This is a genomic window from Shewanella glacialimarina, assembly GCF_020511155.1.
Lineage (GTDB): Bacteria > Pseudomonadota > Gammaproteobacteria > Enterobacterales > Shewanellaceae > Shewanella > Shewanella glacialimarina.
Genome location: NZ_CP041216.1, coordinates 607,505 through 632,563, shown reverse-complemented (window position 1 = coordinate 632,563; position 25,059 = coordinate 607,505). Strand labels below are relative to the sequence as shown.

At 39.9% G+C, this 25,059-nt stretch carries 29 protein-coding genes; 15 read left to right on the top strand and 14 right to left on the bottom strand.

Features of this window, described 5'->3' with window-relative positions:
* Nucleotides 1-33: 33 nt before the first annotated feature.
* A complete protein-coding gene (locus FJ709_RS02575; RefSeq protein WP_226413165.1) occupies nucleotides 34-840 on the bottom strand; it encodes a crotonase/enoyl-CoA hydratase family protein in 807 nt (268 codons plus the stop codon).
* A gap of 373 nt (nucleotides 841-1,213) precedes the next feature.
* On the opposite strand from FJ709_RS02575, the gene FJ709_RS02570 reads away from it, so the two are divergent.
* Together FJ709_RS02570 and FJ709_RS02565 are read left to right on the top strand one after the other, a co-directional pair.
* Nucleotides 1,214-2,209 carry a response regulator gene (locus FJ709_RS02570; protein WP_226413163.1) on the top strand — a complete coding sequence of 332 codons (996 nt, stop codon included), beginning with the start codon at nucleotides 1,214-1,216 and terminating at the stop codon, nucleotides 2,207-2,209.
* An 18-nt stretch (nucleotides 2,210-2,227) separates the two neighbouring features.
* The gene (locus FJ709_RS02565) at nucleotides 2,228-3,193 is read left to right on the top strand and encodes a sensor domain-containing diguanylate cyclase (protein ID WP_226413161.1); all 966 of its coding nucleotides are present in this window, start codon (nucleotides 2,228-2,230) and stop codon (nucleotides 3,191-3,193) included.
* A gap of 160 nt (nucleotides 3,194-3,353) precedes the next feature.
* On the opposite strand, the gene rraB is transcribed toward FJ709_RS02565, so the two are convergent.
* The 6 genes from rraB to FJ709_RS02535 form a co-directional block, all read right to left on the bottom strand.
* Nucleotides 3,354-3,815 (bottom strand): ribonuclease E inhibitor RraB, encoded by a 462-nt coding sequence (gene rraB / locus FJ709_RS02560; RefSeq protein WP_226413159.1) that lies wholly within the window; start codon nucleotides 3,813-3,815, stop codon nucleotides 3,354-3,356.
* 59 nt (nucleotides 3,816-3,874) lie between these two features.
* On the bottom strand, nucleotides 3,875-4,609 hold the full coding sequence (locus FJ709_RS02555; protein ID WP_226413157.1) for a 1-acylglycerol-3-phosphate O-acyltransferase: 735 nt from the start codon (nucleotides 4,607-4,609) through the stop codon (nucleotides 3,875-3,877).
* 176 nt (nucleotides 4,610-4,785) lie between these two features.
* The gene (locus FJ709_RS02550; protein WP_226413155.1) at nucleotides 4,786-5,568 is read right to left on the bottom strand and encodes a metal ABC transporter permease; all 783 of its coding nucleotides are present in this window, start codon (nucleotides 5,566-5,568) and stop codon (nucleotides 4,786-4,788) included.
* 3 nt (nucleotides 5,569-5,571) lie between these two features.
* Complete coding sequence (locus tag FJ709_RS02545; protein WP_226413153.1) at nucleotides 5,572-6,477, bottom strand: metal ABC transporter solute-binding protein, Zn/Mn family; 906 nt, start codon at nucleotides 6,475-6,477, stop codon at nucleotides 5,572-5,574.
* Nucleotides 6,461-7,672, bottom strand: a complete 1,212-nt coding sequence (locus FJ709_RS02540) for a porin family protein (protein ID WP_226413151.1) — start codon at nucleotides 7,670-7,672, stop codon at nucleotides 6,461-6,463. The genes FJ709_RS02545 and FJ709_RS02540 overlap by 17 nt, the downstream gene beginning before the upstream one ends.
* Before the next feature lie 121 nt (nucleotides 7,673-7,793).
* Nucleotides 7,794-8,087, bottom strand: a complete 294-nt coding sequence (locus FJ709_RS02535) for an ABC-type zinc uptake system zinc chaperone (protein WP_226413149.1) — start codon at nucleotides 8,085-8,087, stop codon at nucleotides 7,794-7,796.
* A 210-nt stretch (nucleotides 8,088-8,297) separates the two neighbouring features.
* Here FJ709_RS02535 and FJ709_RS19580 point away from each other — a divergent pair, with 210 nt between their 5' ends.
* Nucleotides 8,298-8,423, top strand: coding sequence for a hypothetical protein (locus tag FJ709_RS19580; protein WP_264177953.1), 126 nt, complete (start codon nucleotides 8,298-8,300; stop codon nucleotides 8,421-8,423).
* Here FJ709_RS19580 and FJ709_RS02530 read toward each other — a convergent pair.
* Complete coding sequence (locus FJ709_RS02530; protein WP_226413147.1) at nucleotides 8,420-8,746, bottom strand: hypothetical protein; 327 nt, start codon at nucleotides 8,744-8,746, stop codon at nucleotides 8,420-8,422. The genes FJ709_RS19580 and FJ709_RS02530 overlap by 4 nt on opposite strands.
* A 207-nt stretch (nucleotides 8,747-8,953) precedes the next feature.
* Here FJ709_RS02530 and FJ709_RS02525 point away from each other — a divergent pair, with 207 nt between their 5' ends.
* A complete protein-coding gene (locus tag FJ709_RS02525; RefSeq protein ID WP_226413145.1) occupies nucleotides 8,954-10,624 on the top strand; it encodes a mechanosensitive ion channel family protein in 1,671 nt (556 codons plus the stop codon).
* Between the two features lie 89 nt (nucleotides 10,625-10,713).
* A complete protein-coding gene (locus tag FJ709_RS02520) occupies nucleotides 10,714-11,604 on the top strand; it encodes an aldo/keto reductase (RefSeq protein WP_226413143.1) in 891 nt (296 codons plus the stop codon).
* A 68-nt stretch (nucleotides 11,605-11,672) separates the two neighbouring features.
* Here the strand turns inward: FJ709_RS02520 and FJ709_RS02515 are convergent, their stop codons facing one another.
* Nucleotides 11,673-12,509, bottom strand: a complete 837-nt coding sequence (locus FJ709_RS02515; protein WP_404830039.1) for a MaoC family dehydratase — start codon at nucleotides 12,507-12,509, stop codon at nucleotides 11,673-11,675.
* 232 nt (nucleotides 12,510-12,741) lie between these two features.
* Between FJ709_RS02515 and FJ709_RS02510 the strand changes: the two genes are divergently transcribed.
* Nucleotides 12,742-13,518, top strand: a complete 777-nt coding sequence (locus FJ709_RS02510; protein WP_226413139.1) for a methyltransferase domain-containing protein — start codon at nucleotides 12,742-12,744, stop codon at nucleotides 13,516-13,518.
* An 88-nt stretch (nucleotides 13,519-13,606) separates the two neighbouring features.
* Here the strand turns inward: FJ709_RS02510 and FJ709_RS02505 are convergent, their stop codons facing one another.
* Nucleotides 13,607-14,470, bottom strand: coding sequence for a TraB/GumN family protein (locus FJ709_RS02505; protein ID WP_226413137.1), 864 nt, complete (start codon nucleotides 14,468-14,470; stop codon nucleotides 13,607-13,609).
* Between the two features lie 134 nt (nucleotides 14,471-14,604).
* Between FJ709_RS02505 and FJ709_RS02500 the strand changes: the two genes are divergently transcribed.
* Nucleotides 14,605-14,916 carry a prephenate dehydrogenase gene (locus FJ709_RS02500; RefSeq protein ID WP_226413135.1) on the top strand — a complete coding sequence of 104 codons (312 nt, stop codon included), beginning with the start codon at nucleotides 14,605-14,607 and terminating at the stop codon, nucleotides 14,914-14,916.
* Nucleotides 14,917-15,106: 190 nt separating this feature from the next.
* Nucleotides 15,107-16,855, top strand: a complete 1,749-nt coding sequence (locus FJ709_RS02495) for a GGDEF domain-containing protein (protein ID WP_226413133.1) — start codon at nucleotides 15,107-15,109, stop codon at nucleotides 16,853-16,855.
* Here the strand turns inward: FJ709_RS02495 and FJ709_RS02490 are convergent.
* On the bottom strand, nucleotides 16,852-17,394 hold the full coding sequence (locus tag FJ709_RS02490) for a DUF3016 domain-containing protein (RefSeq protein ID WP_226413131.1): 543 nt from the start codon (nucleotides 17,392-17,394) through the stop codon (nucleotides 16,852-16,854). The two genes, FJ709_RS02495 and FJ709_RS02490, sit on opposite strands and share 4 nt — an antisense overlap.
* A gap of 307 nt (nucleotides 17,395-17,701) precedes the next feature.
* Here FJ709_RS02490 and FJ709_RS02485 point away from each other — a divergent pair, with 307 nt between their 5' ends.
* Nucleotides 17,702-18,004, top strand: coding sequence for a hypothetical protein (locus FJ709_RS02485; protein WP_226413129.1), 303 nt, complete (start codon nucleotides 17,702-17,704; stop codon nucleotides 18,002-18,004).
* 126 nt (nucleotides 18,005-18,130) lie between these two features.
* Here the strand turns inward: FJ709_RS02485 and FJ709_RS02480 are convergent, their stop codons facing one another.
* Nucleotides 18,131-18,640 (bottom strand): DUF4240 domain-containing protein, encoded by a 510-nt coding sequence (locus FJ709_RS02480; RefSeq protein WP_226413127.1) that lies wholly within the window; start codon nucleotides 18,638-18,640, stop codon nucleotides 18,131-18,133.
* 66 nt (nucleotides 18,641-18,706) lie between these two features.
* Here FJ709_RS02480 and FJ709_RS02475 point away from each other — a divergent pair, with 66 nt between their 5' ends.
* The 5 genes from FJ709_RS02475 to FJ709_RS02455 all read left to right on the top strand — a co-directional run bounded on the left by FJ709_RS02475 (nucleotide 18,707) and on the right by FJ709_RS02455 (nucleotide 21,914).
* Nucleotides 18,707-19,102, top strand: a complete 396-nt coding sequence (locus tag FJ709_RS02475; protein ID WP_226413125.1) for a hypothetical protein — start codon at nucleotides 18,707-18,709, stop codon at nucleotides 19,100-19,102.
* A 102-nt stretch (nucleotides 19,103-19,204) separates the two neighbouring features.
* Entirely contained in the window at nucleotides 19,205-20,002 is a 798-nt protein-coding gene (locus tag FJ709_RS02470; protein ID WP_226413123.1) for a response regulator, read from the top strand.
* A 123-nt stretch (nucleotides 20,003-20,125) separates the two neighbouring features.
* Complete coding sequence (locus FJ709_RS02465) at nucleotides 20,126-20,398, top strand: HU family DNA-binding protein (protein ID WP_188840938.1); 273 nt, start codon at nucleotides 20,126-20,128, stop codon at nucleotides 20,396-20,398.
* Nucleotides 20,399-20,706: 308 nt separating this feature from the next.
* Complete coding sequence (locus FJ709_RS02460) at nucleotides 20,707-21,393, top strand: TorF family putative porin (protein WP_226413121.1); 687 nt, start codon at nucleotides 20,707-20,709, stop codon at nucleotides 21,391-21,393.
* A 344-nt stretch (nucleotides 21,394-21,737) separates the two neighbouring features.
* A complete protein-coding gene (locus tag FJ709_RS02455) occupies nucleotides 21,738-21,914 on the top strand; it encodes a PA3496 family putative envelope integrity protein (protein ID WP_226413119.1) in 177 nt (58 codons plus the stop codon).
* Between the two features lie 102 nt (nucleotides 21,915-22,016).
* Here the strand turns inward: FJ709_RS02455 and FJ709_RS02450 are convergent, their stop codons facing one another.
* A complete protein-coding gene (locus FJ709_RS02450) occupies nucleotides 22,017-22,979 on the bottom strand; it encodes a PDC sensor domain-containing protein (protein WP_226413117.1) in 963 nt (320 codons plus the stop codon).
* 225 nt (nucleotides 22,980-23,204) lie between these two features.
* Here FJ709_RS02450 and FJ709_RS02445 point away from each other — a divergent pair, with 225 nt between their 5' ends.
* Complete coding sequence (locus tag FJ709_RS02445; protein ID WP_319002917.1) at nucleotides 23,205-24,560, top strand: flavohemoglobin expression-modulating QEGLA motif protein; 1,356 nt, start codon at nucleotides 23,205-23,207, stop codon at nucleotides 24,558-24,560.
* 78 nt (nucleotides 24,561-24,638) lie between these two features.
* Here FJ709_RS02445 and FJ709_RS02440 read toward each other — a convergent pair whose 3' ends face one another.
* Entirely contained in the window at nucleotides 24,639-25,022 is a 384-nt protein-coding gene (locus FJ709_RS02440; RefSeq protein ID WP_226413113.1) for a hypothetical protein, read from the bottom strand.
* Between the last annotated feature and the right edge of the window lie 37 nt (nucleotides 25,023-25,059).

The following is a 25,059-nucleotide window of genomic DNA, read 5'->3' as shown; positions in this document are numbered from 1 at the left end:
GCTTATGGCAAATAATGGTGAGTGGAGCCGCTTCTACCACCATGGTTGACGAGGTTGATAAGATTTCTCAGGATTTTTAGTTTGACGAATTGCAGCGATAACACGGTTTTTTCCGATTAAAAGACGTATCTGACTCAACGACTCACGACTTAATAGCTGCCTAACCGATGCGCCCCAGCTACGATTAATACTGTGTTTAATTGCCGCTATGGCATCGGGTGAGGTTTGCATAAATTGTGTAGCTAAAGCTTCAGCCCTTGCCATAGCATCCTCAGTCACCTCTGACACTAATCCATATTTTAAAGCATCATCTGCCGTGAGTATCTGTGCACTATAGGTTAACTGTAGCGCTTTATCTTTAGCCATAATGTGCCTTAAACTGGCAAGCCCTGCCATATCAGGCAGCAACCCCCACTTAGCTTCCATAATAGAAAACTTTGCCGAAGGCTCTGCAATACGCATATCTGCACCTAATACAATTTGGGTCCCACCGCCAAAACAACAACCTTGTATAACAGCAATCACAGGTACGGGGAGTCTCTGCCAACCAATCGATACGCGTTGAGCTAAATTTGCATTACCTGGCAACCATTTAAACAATAGGGAAACAGCCTTCGATGGCTGCTTGGACAAACTTTTAACATCTAAACCTGAGCTGAAGTTACCTTGCGCACCCGATAAAATAACGGCTTTAACGCTGCTGTCTTTGGCAATACGCTTAATAGTGCTATTAATAGCGACAAACATATCAAAATTTAATGCATTCATTTTCTCGGGACGATTAAGGCAAACATAAGCAATATGCTGTCTTATCTCAAACGTCACTAAATCCATTCCCATGAAACATTTCCTTACTGGTCAGTCCAGATTTTAGGTTAACATGTTTGTCGTATATAGCGAATAGATATAACATGTCGACTTATTGGCTAAAGTCAATAAGTCGACGGTGCTTTACATGCAACAAATAAACCATCCACTTTTTTTACAGCGTTTTTAAGTAGAATTGGTTAAAAACTGCATTATATAAATAATTATCTTGTTAAATGTATGTATGAAAATATTAATAATTTCGCATCTTGTTGACGAGTATCCTAGAATAAAAGATAAAGTAGCAAAACGTCTTATAATAATAAACGAACGCCCAGATTGTATTGCTGCCCTCGTAATAGTAAATACTTGCATCATCAAGGCGAAATAAGGACAACAAGTCAACATGACCATTCCTGTACTAATATGCGATGACTCTGCATTAGCAAGAAAACAGATGGCACGTACACTCCCAAAAGACTGGGATGTGGAAGTGACTTTTGCCAATAATGGCGCTGAAGGCATTGAAGCTATTCGCGCAGGAAAAGGCGAAATCGTTTTCCTTGACCTGAATATGCCGGTAATGGACGGCTATGAAGTATTGCAAATCGTTCAACAGCAAGACTTACCTGCATTAATCATTGTGGTTTCCGGTGACATTCAAATAAAAGCCCACGAGCGCGTTAAAGCCTTAGGTGCATTAGATTTTATCCAAAAACCCGTTAGTGCTGATGCTATCAGCAATATTTTACAAGAATACGGCATACTCACCCTTACTCAGGGTGCTGAAGCTGATATCCAGCCTATGGTTAAAGTCGACCTACGTGATGCTTGCCAAGAAATAGCTAACGTTGCTATGGGGCGTGCAGCTGATTTACTGTCAAAATTACTAGATGTTTTCGTGGTATTGCCTATTCCTAACGTTAACGTACTTGAAGTCAGTGAGCTGACAATGGCACTAAAGGCAACTGAAGACTCTTCATCGATATCAGCTCTTTGCCAGGGATTTATTGGGGCAGGTGTTGCTGGCGAAGCATTATTGCTGTTTCATGATTCGAGTTTTGAAGATATGGCAAAACTGATGAAGATTAACAGTGAAGAGGAAACTCACACCGAAGTTGAAGTACTAATGGATACCGGCAATGTACTCATTGGTGCATTTTTAAGTGGTATATCTGAACAACTTGATATGAAGTTTAGTCAAAGCCATCCTATTGTATTAGGCCGCCACTGTACAGTTAACGACCTTATACATGCTAGTTCTGAAAAGTGGCAGCGTACGCTTGCTATGGAAATTAATTATCGTATTGAAGATTACAATATCCAATGCGACTTGCTGCTACTGTTTACCGAAGACTCAATACCAACGCTTAATTTCAAGCTCGGTTATCTTCTCGATTAAAGGTTGGATATTGTTAATATGTCAAATGATCACGATGCGATGAACGAACTACACTGGCTTATCGATATGGTACAAACCATAGATGTCGGTTTGATTGTGTTAGATCGCAATTACAATATTCAGCTATGGAATGGCTTTATGGAAAACCATAGCGGCATTTCACCGAACTTTATTAAAGGCAAGAACCTATTTACAGAGTTGCCAGAAGTCCCAGCTGACTGGTTAAAACAGAAAATGGAGTCGGTATTTATGCTCAAAAACCGCACTTTCATCAGCTGGGAACAGCGGCCATACGTGTTTAAATTTAAAAACTATCGACCAATCACTGGCCGTGCTGATTTCATGTACCAAAATATTACATTGCTGCCGCTCGCCTCACTGACAGGTAACATCACCCACATCAGTATCATTGTTTACGATATAAGCGATGTCGCAATAAATAGATTGCAGCTCAAAGCAATGAACCAGCAACTTGAAGAGTTGAGCCAGACAGATGGATTAACACAATTACATAATCGCCGACATTGGCAAGACTGTATGGAACGTGAATATGAACGCAATACTCGCTATCAAGATAAAGCTACATTGGTGATGATCGATATTGACAACTTCAAAAATGTAAATGATACATATGGGCATCCAGCGGGTGATAAAGTTATTCAGCATATTGCTCATTTATTAAAGCAGTCTTTGCGTGAAACTGATTCTGCGGGCCGATATGGCGGAGAGGAATTTGCTATTGTATTAGCTAAAACAGGCTCAGCGGACGCCTTGTATTTTACAGAAAGATTACGTAAAAAAATTGAAGCATCAGAGATAATAAGTGACAACCGTATCATTAAGGTAACTGTAAGTTTGGGAATTAACGAAATTAAACCTGGTACGGATAACAGCTCAATTTGGTTATCAGGTGCAGATAAAGCACTTTATAAAGCCAAACAAAATGGCCGCAACCAAAGTGTAGTTTTTACTGCTAATGAGTAAGTCTCTGATAAACCAAGTTAATAAGCCAAAAACATAAAAACCACTCATTAGAGTGGTTTTTATGTTTTGCACTAACGACTGTCATTTCAGTAGTGATTAATTTAAAAAACAGTTTTAAAACTGACTTTAGCACTAATTTTGAAATAAAATTCAGTTGAACCTAGTGCTGTTTAACACTGTTTTCATCATCTTCATAGTCATCTTCATAATCATCTTCAAAGTCGTCTTCGTCGTCATAACCATCGTCGTCTTCATCACCCTCTTCGACATCACCGACGAAGTAAGTTCCCCAGCCGTCATAATCAACCTTTTGTTTAACAGCAATAGTTATCAGCTGTTCACAAGCTTGATCAAGTAAAGAAACCTCTAACTTATGATTTGAGATAGCATCAAAACAGAAGATAATTGATCCATCTTCTAATTCCATTTCCTCTGCATCATTGACTTCAAAACCCATTTTGAATGCTTCAACAGCCGCTTTTTCTAAACGGTCAAAGTTATTTGATGAAAAATGATGTTCAATTGTATATTCAGCATCAGGTTCAGAACCATCAGCAATAAGGGTCTCAACAATTTCGCGGTTTTCGGCTAACTGTTCTTTCAACTGACGTTCGATGGACATGAAGTACTCCAAATGACTTAAAAATAAATAAGCTAATAATCTGTGTATTATACGTTATCTTAAGCCGCAGGTTTAGCCATTAATTCAGCGGCTTCTAGATTTAACTCAGCCAAACGCTTAGCCATAATAGTATGTACTTGCACAGCAAAAAGCTTTGCATCTGCTTTATCTACACCTTGGGTGCTAATTGGCGCCATCATCTCTACAATAACCACACCGTTGTTCCAACGATTTAGCTTAATATGTGCCTGACAAGATGCTAACACTGGCACTACTGGCACTTGAGCAGCTATTGCAGTATGAAACGCCCCCACTTTAAGGGGAAGTAATCCTCTGCCTCTAGAACGGGTTCCTTCCGGAAAAATCCATACAGACAAATGCTTTTGTTGCATTTTTTTAACCGTTTTTGCCATAGTATCAAATGCACTAGAACGGTTTTTACGATCAATTAGAATATTACCCGTTAGCCAATAAATCTGCCCAAACAAGGGAACCCATGCCAAGCTTTTTTTGCCTAAACTCACAGTCGCCTTAGGTACTGCTGATGTTTGGGTAAAAAGGTCGAAATTGTTTTGATGGTTACCTAGGTAGATATTCTGTTGATTAACCACATCAGGTTGCACGTGACGGGTGATCACCTTAATGCCGAGCACGGGTGATACTGAGGCAAAAATTCTAGCCAAAACATGAACATTGTCACGGTGCATAGGGCGAACGATACATAAAAGAAGTACCAAAACAAAAGCAAGGCACAATAGTATGGCTAGTATTAACGTACGAGCGATTAGCAGCACAACAGACTCCTGCGGATTAATTGGCGACAGTATAACGATGCCAGCAAGTTGACTCAATCAATTTTGCATACATGTGTACGCTCAAAAAAAGGCGAAACCAACATAAACCGTCGATTTCGCCTGAAGATACAGACTATTTATAAACAACAAGTCTTTATAGATGAATAATAAATAATTTAATTCATCGCAGTAGGCGAGGTTTTATTGATTTGAGCAATGGCTAATCTAAATACCAAGGCGCTGATAGCTAGAGTGGCAACAATCGCGGCACCACTAGGTAGGTCATAACTGGCCGATAACCATAAACCACTAACATAACCAATAACACCGACCATATAAGCCAATACTAATCTAGCTTTACCTAAGTATTTATTCAGTGCGAGTGCCGGTAAAATTAGCGAACTAAAGACTAAATAGACCCCCACAAGCTCAACAGACAAAGTAATGACAATCGCAAATAGAAAGTAAAAACCAGCGCCTTCAAGTAAGTTAGGCCTAATCGCGATAGCGGCTAAAATAACTGCTGACACTACAGCTGGTAAGATTAATTGTGACCAGCTCACCCACAATATTTGACCTGACATCAACTGTTTTAACAGCTCAGCGCCGTGGGGATCATTGGCTAACAGCAACATAGCCCCAACTGCACTAAGCACATAAAAACAACCAATAAAAGCCTCAAGCTCACCTTCAAATTTACGTGCCATCCAAGCTATTACACCTGCGCCAGCTAGCGCAAACAGCGCCGGCATCCACACGTGTGAAAAAGGTATATTCTCAATATCGTGATCAATGTGCGACACAATAGCGCCAAGCGCAGCAACCTGGGCAATAGCCAAATCAATGAAGATTATGCCACGCTTTAACACTTGCCGACCTAGCACCACATGAGTGGATAACACGAGCAAACCCGCCACTAAGGCAGGCAATAAAATGGAGGCAAGTTCGAAATCAAACATGAGTTATTTCACTCCGTTTAATAACGACAACACGCTATCGTACAAACTGATCAAGTCTGTACTTTGCTCGTTACCGCCAACCGACATAGGTAAAGTAACAACCTTAAGATTAGCTCGTTCCGCTAACCATTCAGCACCACGCTCATCCTGGTAAGATGCCACAATAATCGCCATTACATCGCCCTTTTCAGCACGGGCAAGTAAAGTTGCTAAGTGACTACTTGTAGGCGCTAAACCAGGCTTAGGCTCTAAATCTGCCACCTGCTCAATCCCAGTCCAGTTAAACAAATAACGAAAACTAGAATGGTAAGCGATGACTTTTTTACCCTTCAGACTTTGTGCTTGTTGTTGCCATTGTGGAATTTTAGCTTGCCACTGGCCGCTAAATTGACTCAACGCCTGTGTATAAGCCGCTTTATTGTCCGGATCTAACTGGATCAATTTAGCGGATAAACCTTGAGCGACTTCAAGCACCTTAACAGGATCAAAATGTAAATGTGGATTACCTTTAGCATGCACATCCCCCATAGAACGATCGACACTGTCGAGTTTATCTAGGGTGTTGGTATGTTCGGCAGCATAGAATAATCCTGTATCAGTTGAACGTACTCTGTTGTTAGATGCTTTCATCTGCAACATAGGTAACCAGCCAATTTCAAGGTCAGCACCGGCACAAACCACTAAATCGGCTTGACGCATTTTGGCAATTAAGCTTGGACGAGCCTGCACCAAGTGCGGGTCTTGCATAGCTGTGGTAGCGGAATACACTTTTGCATCAGGCGCAAGTGATAGCGTCAATGCAGCATATTCTGGCTCACAAGCAAATACATTTAACTCTGCATTGGCAGATGCCGAGCATATTAACGCAAGCCCTGCAGCCATTTTAATCATTCTAGAATTGATGTGCACCGTGAGCTCCTAATGTCATAACATATTGTAAAGTGATGATATTATCGTCTTCAAAACCTTCGAAATTAGTCCCTTGCTGATGAGTATATTGCATGCGAACCGTTGAGAAGTGGCTGTTGTGCCAAGCTAAACTGATTTCAGTTTCTTTTAGCTTTTGTGGATCTAAATGATCGCCATGAGCTTCAAAAGTATCCACTTGACCATAGCGTAAACCCGCAGACCAATTTGGGCTTAATTGATACACGCTACTGACATACCAACCTTCATGATAGTCGTTAGTAGCACCTTCGCTTAACATACCATGGTCGTGCTCATCTGCGTGGTCCAGATCAAGTTCTTCAACACCGAAAATGTCTGTCACACGAAAGTATTCGCCACTTACAGTTAAGTGCTGATATTTATAATTACCATTAGGTGCCCATTTATAGACAAAATCAGCAATGTAGGTATTTTCACCGGTATATTGCGCACTGTGATCATGCTCACCGTGAGCATCGCCCTCATCAACATGATCGTTTTCTTCTTCGCCAATCACTTTACCGTTGTCATTACTAAGGTAAGCTAGACCAAGCTGCCAGGAGCTATCAACACCAATATCACCACCTAACTTGGTGAAAGCGGTATATACACCTAAATTGCTAAAGTCACGTTCACCATGCTCATCAGCTGCGTGCATTTTATCGCCCTGAAACACTTCAAGGCCTAAGTTCCAGTAAATATCAGTTGGAGCAACAATACTCACTCGTAAACCATCATCGAAATAATGACCACCTAAAAATGCACGGTAAGCAGCTGGGCGATCGGCAAAAGAGTCTGTGTGTAAATGTTGGTTATTCAGATAGCCCACATCAGATAAGAAGCGCCCTGCGCGAACAGATAACCCTTCCGGCAAAGCCATAGTTTGAATAAAGGCTTCTTCTAATTCCAGCTCAGTATCACCACCGTGGCTGGCTAATACTGCGGTCATTTTGCCATAAAACATATCGTCAATATTGGCACTGATAGCCAGTTCGGTCTCACCTAAACCAAACCCTTCGGCACGTTCAGACATTGCACGGTCACCCGACTGATAATAACCGTCTAACACGGCACTAATATTGGGGTTAGTTAAACTTGAATCTTCCGCCATTACGGCAACGGAAGTAAACGCACAGCCGATAGCGACTAAAGATAAAGGTGTTTTTAAAACAGACATACATGCTCCCTACGTTTTAGTCCGCAATATCATTTAGCGAGACTAAAACCATAAACCTAACATCGTCAAAGCAATAATTGCTGACGATTCAATTAAAAATTAATAACAATTTGTAATGGGTTTACACGGTATAAGGAGGGCCACGGCTGTGATAATGAAAGATGCTAACTGATGAAAAAACAGGCGATACGTTAATACTAACTTCATATTGCTGTTTTTGGATTGGAATAGAAAAAGAAAATGCATGCAGTACTTTATTCAGCTGATGCTGGTGAAAACACAAAGTACAGTGATGAGAATTTACGCCGTCTTCATGGTGTTCAGTACTGTGATTTGACGCAGCCAAAGCCAATACCATCAAAATGGCACAAAGCCAAATTGCGATATGTTGCTTTAACTGAAGGCTAAATCTCACAAAAATACCAAACTTAAGAGGATGTAATAAGCAGCAATTCTAAAAGACAGCAGTAAAAAAGCAAGCTATAGATTGTTACAAATCACTTTTAGCGCCAATTTGTGCGCGACTAGGCTATTCAACCAAAGACTTAATCAAATTAAGATAAACTTAAGCTGTTGTTCGTAACATTGGCGCATATTCTGTTAAATCTCAAAAATAGGACTGACCATGACTAACTTTATACGTGCAAACATCGGCATTATTCTTGCCATGGTTATCATTGGCGTTGTTGTACTCGGTGGTATCTATTGGGTGGAAGCCTCTTTAGAAAGCCAAGAACAGATAATAAGCTAATCTAGCTTTATATTTGGCACTTGTTTTTCAGGTGCTTCAATGAGAATTAAATGATCCATAATGTGTGTTATCCCGACCAATATCACTGATAAAATGATGGTTGGGGTAACAATATGCATCACATTATCTAGATAATATCCTGCAACACCGGCTATTGCCGCAACATAAAAGCCAATAATTTTGGCTGATGTTAACCACTTATTCCGCCCTAACCAAGCACTACACTTAGGGCATTGAATATGCGATCCAAGACCTCTACCACGGCTTTGCGTAACGCTGGCGACCGAAAACCCTTTATGACAAAAAGCACATTGTAATAACATCTTAAATCCTTGCGGGTAAACATACCTTTCAAACGTAACACTTATTAAGTGTATATCTACAACCCTATAAAATCAGTGGAGTATTATGGGCTAAGATTGGCTTAATGCCAAAAGCTTATTGGTTAAGCGAGATAAACACTTTATGATAAAATATCTCATCGCCCGCACGCACAAATCAAAATCGTTTATTCATAGGATCTTTTAATTATGCCCAGCTTGCATATATCAAGAATGCTCATTACTGCCAGTTTTACTCTAGCTTGTATTTTAGGCACTGCTGGCGCACATGCTCAATCACCACTCAATACCGAGCAAATAATCGAACCTGCCCATCAAACCAGTACTGATGCTCGCGATAAAATTGAAGCACTCTCGTCCATCATTCAAGGTGATATTGATTTATTGCCAGACTTGAAAGGTGAAATTAAATCAATTACAGAATATCGCATTAAAACCAGAGTGATAGAACTTAGAAACCTGATCGATAACTTGGTTAATGCCAGTAAAATTGATGATGAATTTGTGGTTCCACTAGTACAGTCTCAATTAGTATTTTTAAAGCAAGTGCGTCACTACCTTAATGCCGATATTATTCAGCTTCGCAGTCAGGTAGATGGTGGCAGCGGTGATAATACTATCTTATTGAAAATTTCAGAACGCGAGTTTCAACGCGATCATTACCTTAGAGCAGAATTAGAAACGATTATCTGGGCAGAAAAAGTCAAACTCGATGTCGAAACCTTAAAGAAAACCCTAACCAAACGCTTAATAACCCGTGCCGATAGACTAGACAGTTTAGTGTCTTATACACAGAATGAGCTACAGAAATCAGTCAGCGAAGCGACCGCTGCAGGCGAAAACATTAGCTCAGAGCAAAAGCAGCGCGTGAGTTCGCTCAAAGAAAGGCTAGCACAAAATAGCGCCAGCTTATCGGCCGCTGCATCCCTGTTAGAACAATTAGGTCAGGACACTACTAACATTAAACAAACCCTATTTAGTATATCGGGTGATATCACCCAGGATGTGCTGAATTTTAATGTTGCATCCAGCTTACTTGAAGAATGGGCAAATGTTGCTAAACATCAAGCTTTAGACAATGGCCCAAGTGTTACCTTTAAAATCATTGTTTTTATATTAATAATATTTATCAGCAGTTTAATAGCAAAAATAGTGACCAGAATTACCACTAAAACTGTCAGGGCATCTAAGCTTAAATTTAGTAAATTATTACAAGAATTCTTTATTTCGTTATCGAGCAAAGCCGTGTTCGCCATTGGTTTATTGGTCGCCTTATCTCAACTAGGTTTTGAGTTAGGCCCTTTGCTAGCAGGTTTTGGTATCGCTGGTGTCATTATAGGTTTCGCCTTGCAAGACACCTTATCTAACTTTGCATCGGGAATGATGATTTTGGTGTATCGCCCTTTTGACGTTGGTGATTTAATTAACGCCGCCGGCGTAACAGGAAGAGTCAGCCATATGAGTCTAGTATCGACAACCATCAAAACCCTAGATAACCAACGTCTTATTATTCCTAATAACAAGATTTGGGGCGACACTATTAATAATATTACCGCAGAGCACCAGCGACGTGTAGATATGACATTTGGCATCAGTTATAGCGATAATATCGAGCATGCGGAAACAATTTTAAAAGATATTGTACAGCAACATCCAAAAGTGCAAGCAACGCCTGAGCCTATAGTGAAGTTGCACACTTTAGGCGAGTCATCTGTCGACTTTATCGTTAGACCCTGGGTAAAACCCGATGATTATTGGGATGTTTACTGGGATATCAACCGCGCAGTGAAAATGCGCTTCGATGCGGAAGGAATTAGTATTCCGTTCCCACAACGCGATGTGCATATCTATCAGAAATAACATCACCACTGACAAAAATGTACCGACTGCGCTGTGGGTACATTGATTATGCTGAATCACTTTAGCATCAAATTACATTAGGATAGTTCATGACAACATCTCATTTTAAATTTTCAGATTTTATTGCCGGTTTTTGGCGTATTGATGCATGGAACATGACCCCTCAACAAAGGCTTACGCTTATTGAGCAATATCTTGAGCTTGGAGTAACCAGCATGGATCATGCTGACATTTATGGTGTATACCAATGTGAAACCTTATTCGGCGAAGCCCTTGCTCTTGCGCCTCAATTACGTCAAAAGATGCAACTTATTAGCAAGTGTGGTATCAAACCCGCATTTAATGGTTTTGACAATCGTTACGTCAATCATTACGACACTAGTACACAGCATATTATTCGCAGCGTTGAGCGTTCACTAGTCGAACTAAAAACCGACTATTTAGACGCATTATTAATTCATCGTCCAGATCCTTTAATGCAAGCAGATGAAGTAGCTGAAGCTTTCTTGCAATTAAAGCAGCAAGGTAAAGTAAACCACTTTGGTGTATCCAACTTCTTACCCCATCATTTCACCTTGTTACAGTCACGACTAGACGAACCGCTTATCACCAATCAGGTGGAAATATCACCGCAATGCTTAACCCATTTACACGATGGCGTATTAGATCAATGCCAGCAATTAAATATACGTCCTATGGCATGGTCATGTTTGGGAGGCGGTACATTATTTAGTGAGCAAACAGAACAAGCGATACGATTAAGAAACTGTCTAACTGAAGTGGCGGAGCAGGTAGGAGTAACGGATATAAGTCAAGTCATTTATGCCTGGGTAACTATGTTACCCAGTAAACCAACACCTATTATTGGCAGTAGTAATATTGAGCGAATTCGTAGTGCGGTTGACTCAAGCAGCATTGTACTAACCAAACAACAATGGTTCAGTATTTGGCAAGCATCAACGGGACACAGTGTTGCCTAAGCAAAAGTACATCAGATAACCCTCGTATTGCTTGTACGAGGGTTGAGGGTTACAAGGGCGGGGGCAGCCTAATCTAGATAACGCATTTTACCATGTAAATGAGGACGCTTGCCCTTTACATCTCGCATTTCAAAACACTTACCATCTTCAAGCGATTCATAGGCAAAAGTCACTTCTGATGGCATAAATACGGGTAATTTAAATTCCACATCAACAGTAAATGGACGCTCGCCAATAAATTGCATTAGCTGTGCCATACAACGTGCTTTTGACCACATACCATGGGCGAGTACTCGCTCAAACCCAAAACGTTTTGACAGTAATGGGTGTAAATGGATGAGGTTGTAATCACCCGATGCTTTAGCGTAATGACGGCCTAAGTCTTCTGTTAAGCGCCATTGCTGTATATTTTCCCAAGCCATATCAGATGCTCGAGGTGGGCGAGGACGACGTTTGGCGGACTCAATGCGGTACAAGTAGGTTGAATGCGCTTGCCAGACTAATTCTTCTGCTGCATAAACACTCGACTCAAGCACAAACTCCAAGCCAGCATCAGTTTCAGTGCTACTAGTGAGCTGACACTTTACGGTTAATATCTCATTCGTTTTCACCGGGCGTAATACACTAATACTGTTTTTAAGGTGGATCATACCAAGCAAAGGGAAGGTAATCGCCTTGTGTGCAAATATCACCGCATGTAAACGAAAAGCAAGGACATATAAGTAAGTGGGTGGTAACACTTTCTCGTCAAATTGAAAGCCACAAACGTTTGCATATTGACGTACTTTATCATTTGATAAAAAAACATTATCAGTTTGAATCGCTATTTTAGGTAACGGTTTTTTATCCCAGCCAGGTTTACGGCTAAAAAATATTTTGCGATAAAGTGTAAAAAGCGATGGCATCGCTTTTAAATCAATTTTGTAATCGAAACTCAATGTGACAACCCTTTTTAAACGGCACGCCTTGCACCATAGTGGTGATATTATAACTCAGTATTTCCCTAAAATTGAAATACTTGAATTAACTCTTAATATTTATCATTAGTTCAATGAGTAGATACAGCTACTTTTAGCTTTACCCATCACCACAGTCATTGCAGAATAAGCGCCTATCAAACTAATAAAAAGATGTACTGTGCAAGATACTAACTTCGATAAACTCAGCCAAAAATTTGCTAAAAATATCTATGGCACCACTAAGGGTGATATTAGAGCCGCAGTATTGTGGCGCGATCTTGAGCCTGCCATAGATTTATTGGCCGCGTTAAATCATTCACCGTTACGGATATTAGATGCTGGCGGCGGCTTTGGTTTATTAAGCCAAAAGTTGGCTATGCTAGGACACGAAGTGGTGCTTTGTGATATTTCAGCGCAGATGCTGGCCGAGGCACAACGACAAATTGAAGCAAGTGAAACTCCGTTAAACATCACCCTGGTTCACAGCCCTATACAAGCTTTAACACCTGAGCTTAATGGCCAGTTTGATATCATTTTATGCCATGCTGTGGCCGAATGGTTAATCGATGCACAATCAACACTGCAGGGATTATTATCCTTATTAAAGCCACAAGGCCTATTCTCTTTAATGTTCTACAACAAAGAGGCAATGCGGTTTCACAGCTTAGTTTCTGGCAACTTCGACTATGTCATGCGTGATATGAAAGTCAAAAAGAAAGTCGGTTTAACTCCTACACATCCTTTATATATCGAAGATGTTCGCCAATGGTTTAACCAATGGCAACTACAAATAGTTTCTCAGTCTGGTGTTCGGGTAATTAATGATTATTTAAAGCATCAATTACCGCCTAATTTCGATATTAAACAGCTGATAGAGATGGAGCTACTTTATTCGCAGCGCGAACCCTATTTATCACTTGGTCGTTATGTACACTTTTTGGCTAAACAAGCTTAAACTTGTTTCAAAAGATAACTAAGCAGGGCTGAGCACTGCTCGATATCATTTGAGCCTGTTATTTATCCTTAATCACTTAGTGACAGCTTTAATTACAGCTTTGCTGCCAACAATTCTGCACTGTTGCACCTTGTTGACGCAGCAATTGAGGTATATTTTGCTGCCCGACTAAATGACCGGCACCGATAATAAAAAACAGTGGTTGCTGAGTTTTTTGGTGCATCAATACTAGCATTTTGTCACTCATGGTGTGATTTCGCTGCCATAGCAATTTACTCAACAACTCGTCTGATTCTCCAGCTTGCTGCTCCATAATATTGGCTAACTGTTTTTCATCGCCGTTACGCCATGCTGCGATTAACTCGAGCATTTCGGCATCAGTGGCATTTACCGCCTCGTCTAACATTTGAATTTGGCTTTGCCTACTAAAAGATGAAATCAACTCAAATTGAAAAGCCACACTTTCAAGTTCAAATAGAGGTTTGGATTGGCGTATTGCAGCAAAGGAGACGTCGACACCTTGCTCTGCGCTATATCCTAACGCGGTAAAGCGCATCATGCTGATTTGTGCAGCTTGCAGCCAAGGCGCAAATTGCTGAATCGCTACACAAAATTGCTCCATTGACTGGCAATACTTCACTGTAACTAGTTTGGCTTGCTCAATTAATGCTGCCTCTGCGTAGCCGTATTGTTGTAATAACCCCATGATATCAGCCTTGTTAATATCAGCTTCTAACACCAAGGCAGCACTTTGCTCAAAAGCACGCTCAATTTGAGGCGCCATAGGATAAAAGTCAGCCTTACCCACATGAATAGAGCCCAGTAAATAAGCTTGCTGATTTTTCCAGGTCACTTTATAGAAAGGGGGTTTATCATCTTGCGCGGCATATAACTGCGGCGAAATAAAAAAATTTGCCAATACAATCAATAATATATGCTTAAAAAAAAGCATTACTCTCTCCCCGTTAAGACTCAATATAGCTAACATTTGTATATTCATATTCACACTATGATGACTTTTCCTTGTTGCATCCATGTCAGAACCTTATAATTTGTAAAAATGCATCGTTAGATTTAGAGACTCTTATGCCGTATACCAAAGTCATTCAACAGTTAAAAGAAAACCTGCAAGTCGCTTACAGACAAGCCATTGACTGTGATATTCGCTTAGATGAACTTCGTAAGGCGGGTCACGGTAAGTTTGTTGCTATATTTACAGAAGAACATGGCTTTAGCCAGAGCAGCAATCGCTTTTTACCGTATGTTCAAGAACTTGCCACAGAATTTGAAACCATACAAGAAAGTGTCCACACAGCACCAGAAACGATTGAGGCATTTGTTAAAAAGTTGGCCATTCTACTGCAGACATTGCAGGCATTTAAACAGCAAAGTAAATAACCTCAACTAGGGATAATAAGCGCTTAACCAAAGCTGTGGTTAAATAATACTTCAATCCTGCAATTTAAACATTGCAGGATTTTTTAATTCTACAATGCGATAAGTGCTGTTTTGTTAGTGAGGATATATGACATAAATCTGTCATTGATGAAGATTATGATAAGCTATCATCCGTTGTAAGATACCCCTCATGTCTTCTATCGATTTATGTAATACATTAAATGAAATCATTGATACACAAAATATTAATGCCGTATTCCAGCCCATTTTTAATATCAGCACCAACAAGCTACATGGGTTTGAAGCATTAAGCAGAGGTCCACAACATAGCACTTTGCACTCTCCCGCTTCCCTGTTTAAAACGGCAGAACATTGCGACAAACTCAGTGAATTAGAAACGCTCTGTCGCGGTATATCAATTAATGCTTTTAAACAGCGGCAATTGCCGGGCAAGTTATTCATTAATATATCGCCAAAAGCGTTACTCGATCCGACACATCCCAAAGGCGCCACCTTAAAGCTCATTAAGCAATTAGGCTTATCGCCGAGTGATGTCGTCATAGAGCTATCGGAACAATATCCCGCAGATGATATAGACTTGCTCAAATCCTGCCTAAATCATTATCGAAATCAAGGTTTTCTTACCGCAATTGACGACCTAGGCGCCGGCTATTCCGGTTTAAGGCTATGGTCAGAGCTCGCGCCTGATTATGTTAAAATTGATCGCCATTTCATTCATCAAATAGATATTACCCCAGTAAAACAAGAGTTTGTTCGCTCAATTGTCGATTTATGTCAAAGCTTAACCTGTAAAGTGATTGCTGAAGGCATTGAAACAAAAGAAGAGCTCACAATGCTTTCTCAGTTAGGGATAAGTTATTGCCAAGGATATCTACTTGGCAGACCTGAAACCCAGCCAATACAAGAATATTATCAACCGCAGGTTAGCCCACCCAGCGCCCCTCGCATTCGATACTGTGAAACAGCAGAAAGTATTTGTCATAGTGCAATTACTACCACGGCAACAACACAATTGAAACAACTTAGTCAAAAATTTACAGATCAACCTGCATTACAAGCTATTGTTATAGTTGAGGATGGTGTTGCTCAGGGTATTATTAACCGCACAACATTGTTAGAGCTATTTAGTACGCCATACGGACGCGCATTGCATGAAAATCATCCAGCAAGTGCAGTAATGGACACTCATGTGTTACAAATTGACGCCAATAGGCCTTTATCTGAAGTCAGTCAATTACTAACATCAGAAGACGCTAATACAGTCGCTCAGCAATTTATTATTACCCGCAATCAAAAACTCATCGGTATCGGTCATACCAAAGACTTACTACAAAGAATCACTGAACACCGCATAAAAATGGCTCGACACGCAAACCCATTGACCAATTTACCCGGTAACGTGCCTATTCAAGAGGAACTGAAGCTGTTAAGAACTCAACGAAAACCATTCTATTTAGCCTATTTAGATTTATGTCACTTTAAGCCATATAACGATATTTATGGGTTTTGTCGTGGGGATGAAGTTATTCAGGTGGTAGCGAAACTATTAATGCCGTATCAAAGCGACCGCTGCTTTGTAGGGCATATTGGTGGGGATGATTTTGTGATGATTTGCACTTGTGAAAATACCATAGAGCACAGCAAACACATTATTGAGAAATTTAATCAGCATAAGAGTGAATTTTATCGCGACGAACACTTACAAAGCCAAAGCATATTTACAGAGGATAGAAATGGACAATTGCAACATCACCCATTGATTTCATTATGTATCGGGGTATTACCTCCAAGCATTACCACTAATGCGACAGAGCATCAATTGTCGACATTAAGTGCTCAAGCAAAAAAACAGGCAAAACTCGCCGTTAGCGGACTTTACCTGTTATCGGAGCAAATAATGGAATTACATGTCGCTTAAAGCGCTTTGGGTGCCTCAAGTTGTGGGGCAACCGTACGTTTTAGCCAATCATTTAGCATAGTCGTTTCAGCCGAAAAAGGACGTTCATTAATTCGACTTATACGGCTCAGAAAACTCATGTCAGTCAATTTTTCATCGCCACTAATAATGACTTTATTATCTTCCAAAATTTGATAAGTAAAGGTCATTTTTGGTGGGTATAGCTCTTTAACAACCCGCAAGTCGCCAGTTGTCGCACCAAAAGTAGGACGCATATCACCCGCTAAATCGACATTAGAAACCTGCATTTCAAGCTTCTGATTAGGCTTAAGCGTTTTCTCTGCCTGCTTATTAATATTTTTAGTCATGGTCTCAAAAAATCTATTTTCAAAGCGCGATTGCAATTCATTTGAGGCCTTGATGTCATTGTAATTATCAGGCTCTAGCCACTCTACTTTAACAATGCCTGTCTCAGTGATAGGGCTAACCACTTCAACTTCCTCTGCAATTGCCACGCTACTGACGAATGCCCCTACTACCAATAAATAGTTAATGTTCATAAAATGCCTCCAGGCAAAATTTAAATAGATTTAGATAGCTTGTTTACTTGATGAAACTACTTTAACAAAATGAACCTGTACATTTGCTTAACATAAAGCATATTCCAAGAATATAAATTAAAGCACTGTTTTTAAATAGCTAAAAACGTAAAAATCTAACTAATCTGCTTTTTTATGCTTCGTTCAGCTTTGGTTCAACAAACTGAAGCTACTATCACTCCAACAAAAAGACAGCGTCTTTACACTAGCGATTGTTCAAGGAACTAACGTCGTGACTAATTAATATTAATGCTACGGAGTCATAACAATGAAACTGATCACTAATTCAACAAAACGTGTTTCTTTAGCCGCTTTATTAGCCACTCTTGTCGTGGGCCTAGCTATTTCAGCTCAAAGCCAAGCCAATGAATCCAACCTTCACGGAGGTGTTATGGATCAGCGCAGCACTCAATTGAGTCAACAAATGCAAAAGAATGAACAGCTATTAGAATTTAAGTTAGAACAGAAACTCACTCAACAAGTAGCCAAAGCAGAAAGCCAGTATGTTGCTAAAATTTGTCAACAACATGATTTATCTTATGATAATGAGACATCTACTTGTATAAAGTAGTCGCTAATCCAACATAGAGCGACTCTCAAGACACATCTATTCATTGCCCTGACTTGTCAGGGCTTTTTCACTTATGGGGTGTGGGGCGACTCATTTAGGCCATGTTTAAACCTCAAACAGTCTGAGTTAAAATGGGAATCGCGCACTTAATTTAGGGTAAGTCTGTTTTAACACTTTAGGCTTAGTCGAAAACTTTTTCCCCACAGGAGTATTGTTGCCTGAAGGTACAAACGGTAATTCATCTTCATTACGGTTTTCATATAACTGACCCGCAACTAAATCGTAATCTTCAATAAAAGGATAAGCATAATTATCTTTTAATGGCCATTGCGCCAAATCACCTAAGCTATCCGGTTGGGCAATAATTTTGTCATACCACTCTTGCCCTAATGACAAAATAAAACAACGAAACTCAGTAAAAGCATAATCAGAATCACAGCCCGTCACAATATAAGCTGCGCCCCAAATAGCCCACTGATAGCTTCTACGTAATTGTTGGCCAAACATTTTATCGAATGCTTTTAATGACTCATCATCTAAAGAATCTAGTGACTGCTGTAATTGCTGTACGATTTGTTCAGAAGACTGGTCTGCATGGGTGCGGGTGACCAGTTGCCAAAATTGTGTTTCAGTCATTGAACTTTCCCAATATCCATTAAATTGCGATATTCTATCCTAAATACATCAAACCAAGTGAACAAAATGACACAGGTTAAGCGCCCCTTGGGCATTATATTACTTACTGCTTTATACAGTTTATTTACTATTATCGCCCTTTGGCGTGCAACTCAATATGCGACTTTTGACATATTAACCCTTGGTGTTTTACCCGTATTAGTGGGTCTATTGATCCGCGCAAAATGGGCTAAAATAGTGCTCTTTTTTCATCTAGGGCTGCAAACATTAGTGTTAATTGCAATGGGGGCTACTGCGTTAATCGCGTATCAAATCACTCCCGAGGATGTGAAAATTGAATTTAATGGCCAAATCATTCCTATTTGGATAGTGGCAAGCGCTGCTATAAGTCTGGTCACTCTGCAGTGGTGGGCAGCACTAAACCATAAAGCGCGTCAGTATTTAAATAATATTGGCATTTAAAGACCACTTGAAACTGATTTTCGAGGACGTATTTGATAGTAATCTACTTATATGTCTATGCTATAGTCTATCTAGTGGTACAAAATAATAAGAGTTCAATAAATGCACAGTTTATCCCCTAGCGAATTATCTATTTTATTGCTTGAGCCTTCTGAGACTCAACGAAAAATAATTATGTCTCGATTACAGCAAGAAGGCGTTGTTAGCATTCAAACCGCTACAACTCTTGAAGATGCCAAAGCGATTATAGCTCGTCATAAGCCTGACTTAATTACTAGCGCGTTACACTTTCCTGACGGCGAAGCAACGGATTTACTCGCGTATATCAAGCAAAAACCAGAATACCAAGACATTCAGTTTATGTTGGTATCGAGTGAATGCCGCCGCGAGCAACTTGAAATTTTTAGACAGTCAGGTGTGGTTGCCATTTTACCTAAGCCTTTCAATTCAGACCATTTGGCTCGCGCATTAAACTCAACCATAGATTTAATCAGTAATGACGAATTAGATTTGAGCCATTTTGATGTGCATAATCTGAGAGTGTTGGTCGTTGATGATAGTCGTTTAGCGCGTAATGTGATTAAACGTACCATTGGTAATTTAGGGATTAAAATTATTACTGAAGCAGAAGATGGTCAGCAGGCTATTAATCTAATGCAGCATAATATGTATGATTTAGTGATTACCGATTACAACATGCCCAGTGTTGATGGATTAGCGCTAACGCAATATATTCGTAATGAAAGCCAACAGTCACACATTCCTATTTTAATGGTATCGTCTGAGGCTAATGACACCCATTTAAGTAACGTATCCAGCGCTGGGGTTAATGCCCTTTGTGATAAGCCTTTTGAACCTAATTTAGTCAAACGGATCTTATATCAACTGCTTGAAGAGTAGCATAGTGGGTATTTCACAGTCTTTTTACCCTTTTATCGGACAAAATACTTTTAAAGCGTCAACGCTTATGGCATGTTAACCACGTTTTTAAAAACATTTCTATGGAAAGCAGAGAATATCAATATGAACAAAAGTGAACTGATTGCAAAAATTGCTGAAAACGCAGATCTAACTAAAGCAGAAGCTGGCCGTGCATTAAAATCATTTGAAGCAGCGGTAACTGAAGCGATGAAAAATGGCGAAAAAATTTCTATCGTTGGTTTTGGATCATTTGAAACCTCACAACGTGCTGCACGTACTGGTCGCAACCCGCAAACTGGTAAAGAAATTCAAATTGCCGCTGCAACTGTACCTAAGTTCAAAGCTGGTAAAACGTTAAAAGATAGCGTTAACTAAAAATAAGTTAACTGTTATTTTTAAAAGCCTCCTTTCGGAGGTTTTTTTATGCCCTATTTCTGTCAAATCGGGCAATCCTCGAATCAACATCGCCAGATCAGCTTACTGCACAACCCAAGTGCAATGCCGCACCATTACAAAGCAACCAATAGGCTTTCAATGTGTTCGAATTTTAATAATGCATTGATATATATGGTATTTTAACATTGGCACAACCTTCGCTTAACTCAGAGTAGATAAACCAACATTTAACACTTTGTCCTGACATACATGGTATTAGATGCATAATAAAACTTTGAGGGAAGATGATGAAAAAATCACTATTACAAGCAGTTGCGTTATCAAGCACACTATTACTCAGCAGCACAGCTTTTGCCGAAGTATCCGCTAATATTGGCGCAACGTCTAACTACTTATGGCGCGGAGTCACCCAGACAGATGATGCGGTTGCTGTGCAGGGTGGCATTGATTACGCACACGAGTCTGGTTTTTATGCTGGCACTTGGGCATCAAATGTCGACTTTGGTGATGCAGCAACCTATGAAGCGGACTTTTATGCAGGCTATGCTGGAGAGTTTGCTGAAGATTTCACTTACGACGTAAGCTATTTATATTACGCCTACCCTGATGCTGACAGCAGCTATGATTTTGGTGAAGTTTCATTTGTATTGGGTTGGAAATGGCTAGAATTAGGTTATTCAAAAGTGGTCAATGCTGATTCTGGGGTTTCTGGCGCTGACAGCGAAACTGATTGGAGTTACTTACAAGCTAATGCCAGCTTCCCTTTAACAGAGAAAGTCAGCTTAGGCGTTCATTATGGCTATTCACAGGGTGATGTCGTTAAAGACCTATTTAGCGAAACCTATTCTGATTACAACGTATCACTGAGCGCTGACACAGGTGTTGGCACAGTATCTTTCATGGTTTCTAACACAGATTTAGCAGATGACGATGCAAAAGTCGTTTTAGGTTATTCATACGGCTTTGATCTATAGCAGTACAACAATGTGAATTGTTTGCTAATCTAGTAGGTAAGCAATTTTCATTGGCATGTTAAGTTGCGTTAACGCTACCTTAGGGTGGCGTTTTTACTTCTAAACCTTACCCAAATAATTACGAGTCCAATGTTCGTCAATCTTAAAATAAAAAGCCGTGTACTTTCCCTCTTTTATATCGCTCAATTAGCTTGCCGGAAAATAACTGCTAAGCTCAAATAGTGAAGGTAAAAAAAACTGTTCAGCTTGAACAATATATTTTGCTTTTCTAAGGATAATTTTTTGGTTAGAAAGAGCTCATTGGTTTAGTACTGTTGTTTACCATTGGTTATGAGGGTTTTATTATGGCTAATATCACTGAAAGAGTGCCTGACGATACAGAAATTGAAGCGATGACTTCACCAAGAAGTGCTAAGGGAGCCGAAAATTTGCAACATAAACGTCAAGTCAAAAGGCGTTTAGAAGATTTTCTTGAGCAAGCACAACTTAGAAAAGCCATTGGTGATGACGACTTCTTTTAGTCATATGGTCATCACACCAATAAAAAACCATCGTTACAACTGCTATTACTAAGCAGTTAACACGATGGTTTGTTTTTTAATAGCGGTAAATAAACTAAAATTTTAGGATAAGCGATTAAATTTTTGTTGCTGGTTTTGAGTCAACAATTGCTCTGCCTTTGCCCCTAAATAAACATAAATACCTAGCCCAACTAACAAGCCAACCACAGCTAACATCATCATGATGGCCGGCTCAATATATTGTTTCTCCCCTAAAGAAGCTTTGAACATGGTTAGCAAAGCTTCTATCGAAATTGCGATTAAGATGGTGGAAATAAAACGCGTTATGGTCCGCCGTGTTGAACTATGACGAAATATATCTTTATGCATTAGTACTTCTTCTTCCAAAATCGTTTTACCCAAATCAAAAATCGCCAGCGCAAGGGTTAGAAAAATAATAATACCAAAAGGTAGTAAGGGATCATTTTGTGCGGGTTCAACTAATAATCGATAAATATCAGCAACGACAGTCCACATTAATACGCTAACTAATACAAATAATCCCAGCACAATAAAGCAATATACTGTTTTAAATATCGGCGTCATTTTTCGTCTTGCACTGTCGCCCATCATGAACTCTATTAAGTGGGTAAGATTAATATCCACCACTACAATGACGCGCTGACTATTAGCATTTAACAGCTGTCTTGACGCGCTTACACACAGGCCACCACCCGTATTAGATAAATATGGGCTAGTAATATAGCGAGTGCTGTCTTGCTCGGCTAAACCAGTAAAATAGGGACGATGGCTTCTGTCGATATCGCGCCCTTTATCAGATAATTTAACTTTGCCTTTAGACACCACAAGGTTGTCGCTCACTTGAGTGCCATTTTCATCAAGTAGATACAGCAATTGCACAAAAGGGTAACTTCTAGCTAGCTCATTAAACACCTTGTCTGAGGTCGGGTTTTGAAATATCGATGCATCACTTAACCCTAATAAAATAGAATCCAATAATTCATGAATAACCGATTCATGCTCATGATAACGTTCGATAACACTTAAAAAACTCATTGCAGCCATATATCACTCCTTCTTTACCCTAAGAGGTTAAAGCAGTGATTGTGCCAACTAATTAATATCATAAATTCATAAGCTTAAGAATACATCTATCTTATCCACTTCACAAAACAGTGCAATTGCACCGATATAATCCATGGTAGATGAAAATTTTCGATTGGTGAAACAAAGCAATTAATGAGAACATTGATTAACTTTGCCCCGATTTATCAAACCATAGGTAATGCAATGTCTGATGCTTTAGCTCGTTATCAACAGGATATTCGCCGTTTTTCGGATGAATTAATCCGTATACAAGCACCGATTAAAATCCTCGACACCATTAAATGGCCACGTGAAATCGAAGACAAATTTTTAGCCAAACAAACTAAAGTACTGCCAGAGATAAGCACTGACTTTTACGATTCAATTCCCGTGTCTTTCAATACCGATAAAACCCAGCAAGACTTAAAAGGTCTTCGTTTTGCAATCGAAAAAGGCTTAGGTAAAAAAGATAAACTAGGCAAAATACTCATTGCCAATGTCGACCAGTATCGCATTGTGATCGATATGCTTAACAACCGTGGAAAACCCATGTTTGGCAAGCTCAGCCAGGAGCTTTATGGTAGTGCCAGTCATAAATTACACGGTGATCGCCATACATTACGTCAGTTAGGCGACAGGCTAAGCCATATTTTCTCATTGCCCGCAGCAAGGCATATGAGTAAGCAACACCCTAAAATCATCACCGCACCAGAGGCCGTAAACCAACTGAGTCAGCGACTGGTTAATTACTTTCATGATGATAAAATATACGTAAAACTAAGCGATGGTATTGTGTCAGATGCTGCTGTCGGGGGTGACACGGTTAAAATAAACACCCGCGCCATGTTCAGCGAATCAGATATGAATGTGTATGAAGTACATGAAGGTTGGGTACATGTGGGCACTACACTCAATGGACGAGCTCAACCGCATGCAACATGGCTAAGTGTTGGTTCACCGCGCGTTACCGCTTCACAGGAAGGTCTAGCGGTATTAATGGAAATGTTAACCCTAAGTTCTAACCCAGGACGAGCTAGACGTATCAGCGATCGCGTGTCAGCCGTTGATATGGCAGAACAAGGTGCAGACTTTATCGAAGTGTATCGATATTTCAGAAACCTACACTTAAGCTCAAAAGACAGTTACCGGGTCACCCAACGTGTATTTCGTGGTGGCATGGTACAAGGCGGCAGTTTCTTTACCAAAGATATTTCCTATGTCCGCGGCTATGTTGAAAACATCAACTTTATTCGCAGTGCTATTAGCACTGGTTTACCTGAACTTATCCCTATGCTGTTTTTAGGTAAACTGGCTATCGAAGATATTCCTGATCTCTATCAAGCTTATCAAGAAGGTGTGATTGCTGGGCCCAAGTATCTTCCACCTATGTTTGCAGACATTAGTGGTTTATATGCATGGTTTGGGTTTGCTTCAGGTATTGGCAATATTGATTTAAAAGGAGTGCAACGCCACTTTGCGCGCTCTTTTGATAAGGTCACCATCAAAACCTCAGAAGCAGACTTATTTGATGATTCAGAATTTGATAATAACTCGGATTAACATCCATAAATAAGGGCAACCATAGTTGCCCTTATTTTATTTCATGTCCTATCAATCAATAAACGAGTCACTCTAGAATCAATCAATAAGATATCCAGTCCCTCGACACTCAATCAATAAGCTACATTGCCCATAGCTTGAGCGTTTACACTCGTGCACTACCAATGCATTTCCACCTCGCCTCTGGACTTGCGCTTTCAAAGACTTTATCAATGACTCATCACTGGGCGCTATCTTATTTAAATCAGTCGGCCTATCCTGCTGACAATATGACGCGTCGACATTACCGAGGTCTTTGTATTGACGATTAAAGACGTATTGCTGGCTATAGACATCAACATCATTAGCCCTGATGTTTTGTTCACCAACATCCAATACATTAGTATTAAATTTAATTGATGAGCATCCTTGCAGTAACAATGACGCCATAAGCATTAACATTAAAACCATAAAAGCTGGCATTGCAACATCCTTATTATATGTAATCCTAATTAAAGCG

Excerpts from the sequence above, each read along its gene's own strand:
- FJ709_RS02575 (WP_226413165.1), bottom strand. The coding sequence starts at position 840 with ATGGGAATGGATTTAGTGACGTTTGAGATAAGACAGCATATTGCTTAT.
- FJ709_RS02570 (WP_226413163.1), top strand. The coding sequence starts at position 1,214 with ATGACCATTCCTGTACTAATATGCGATGACTCTGCATTAGCAAGAAAA.
- FJ709_RS02565 (WP_226413161.1), top strand. The coding sequence starts at position 2,228 with ATGTCAAATGATCACGATGCGATGAACGAACTACACTGGCTTATCGAT.
- rraB (WP_226413159.1), bottom strand. The coding sequence starts at position 3,815 with ATGTCCATCGAACGTCAGTTGAAAGAACAGTTAGCCGAAAACCGCGAA.
- FJ709_RS02550 (WP_226413155.1), bottom strand. The coding sequence starts at position 5,568 with ATGTTTGATTTCGAACTTGCCTCCATTTTATTGCCTGCCTTAGTGGCG.
- FJ709_RS02540 (WP_226413151.1), bottom strand. The coding sequence starts at position 7,672 with ATGTCTGTTTTAAAAACACCTTTATCTTTAGTCGCTATCGGCTGTGCG.
- FJ709_RS19580 (WP_264177953.1), top strand. The coding sequence starts at position 8,298 with ATGACTAACTTTATACGTGCAAACATCGGCATTATTCTTGCCATGGTT.
- FJ709_RS02530 (WP_226413147.1), bottom strand. The coding sequence starts at position 8,746 with ATGTTATTACAATGTGCTTTTTGTCATAAAGGGTTTTCGGTCGCCAGC.
- FJ709_RS02525 (WP_226413145.1), top strand. The coding sequence starts at position 8,954 with ATGCCCAGCTTGCATATATCAAGAATGCTCATTACTGCCAGTTTTACT.
- FJ709_RS02520 (WP_226413143.1), top strand. The coding sequence starts at position 10,714 with ATGACAACATCTCATTTTAAATTTTCAGATTTTATTGCCGGTTTTTGG.
- FJ709_RS02515 (WP_404830039.1), bottom strand. The coding sequence starts at position 12,509 with ATGCCATCGCTTTTTACACTTTATCGCAAAATATTTTTTAGCCGTAAA.
- FJ709_RS02505 (WP_226413137.1), bottom strand. The coding sequence starts at position 14,470 with ATGCTTTTTTTTAAGCATATATTATTGATTGTATTGGCAAATTTTTTT.
- FJ709_RS02500 (WP_226413135.1), top strand. The coding sequence starts at position 14,605 with ATGCCGTATACCAAAGTCATTCAACAGTTAAAAGAAAACCTGCAAGTC.
- FJ709_RS02495 (WP_226413133.1), top strand. The coding sequence starts at position 15,107 with ATGTCTTCTATCGATTTATGTAATACATTAAATGAAATCATTGATACA.
- FJ709_RS02490 (WP_226413131.1), bottom strand. The coding sequence starts at position 17,394 with ATGAACATTAACTATTTATTGGTAGTAGGGGCATTCGTCAGTAGCGTG.
- FJ709_RS02485 (WP_226413129.1), top strand. The coding sequence starts at position 17,702 with ATGAAACTGATCACTAATTCAACAAAACGTGTTTCTTTAGCCGCTTTA.
- FJ709_RS02480 (WP_226413127.1), bottom strand. The coding sequence starts at position 18,640 with ATGACTGAAACACAATTTTGGCAACTGGTCACCCGCACCCATGCAGAC.
- FJ709_RS02475 (WP_226413125.1), top strand. The coding sequence starts at position 18,707 with ATGACACAGGTTAAGCGCCCCTTGGGCATTATATTACTTACTGCTTTA.
- FJ709_RS02470 (WP_226413123.1), top strand. The coding sequence starts at position 19,205 with ATGCACAGTTTATCCCCTAGCGAATTATCTATTTTATTGCTTGAGCCT.
- FJ709_RS02465 (WP_188840938.1), top strand. The coding sequence starts at position 20,126 with ATGAACAAAAGTGAACTGATTGCAAAAATTGCTGAAAACGCAGATCTA.
- FJ709_RS02460 (WP_226413121.1), top strand. The coding sequence starts at position 20,707 with ATGAAAAAATCACTATTACAAGCAGTTGCGTTATCAAGCACACTATTA.
- FJ709_RS02455 (WP_226413119.1), top strand. The coding sequence starts at position 21,738 with ATGGCTAATATCACTGAAAGAGTGCCTGACGATACAGAAATTGAAGCG.
- FJ709_RS02450 (WP_226413117.1), bottom strand. The coding sequence starts at position 22,979 with ATGGCTGCAATGAGTTTTTTAAGTGTTATCGAACGTTATCATGAGCAT.
- FJ709_RS02445 (WP_319002917.1), top strand. The coding sequence starts at position 23,205 with ATGTCTGATGCTTTAGCTCGTTATCAACAGGATATTCGCCGTTTTTCG.
- FJ709_RS02440 (WP_226413113.1), bottom strand. The coding sequence starts at position 25,022 with ATGCCAGCTTTTATGGTTTTAATGTTAATGCTTATGGCGTCATTGTTA.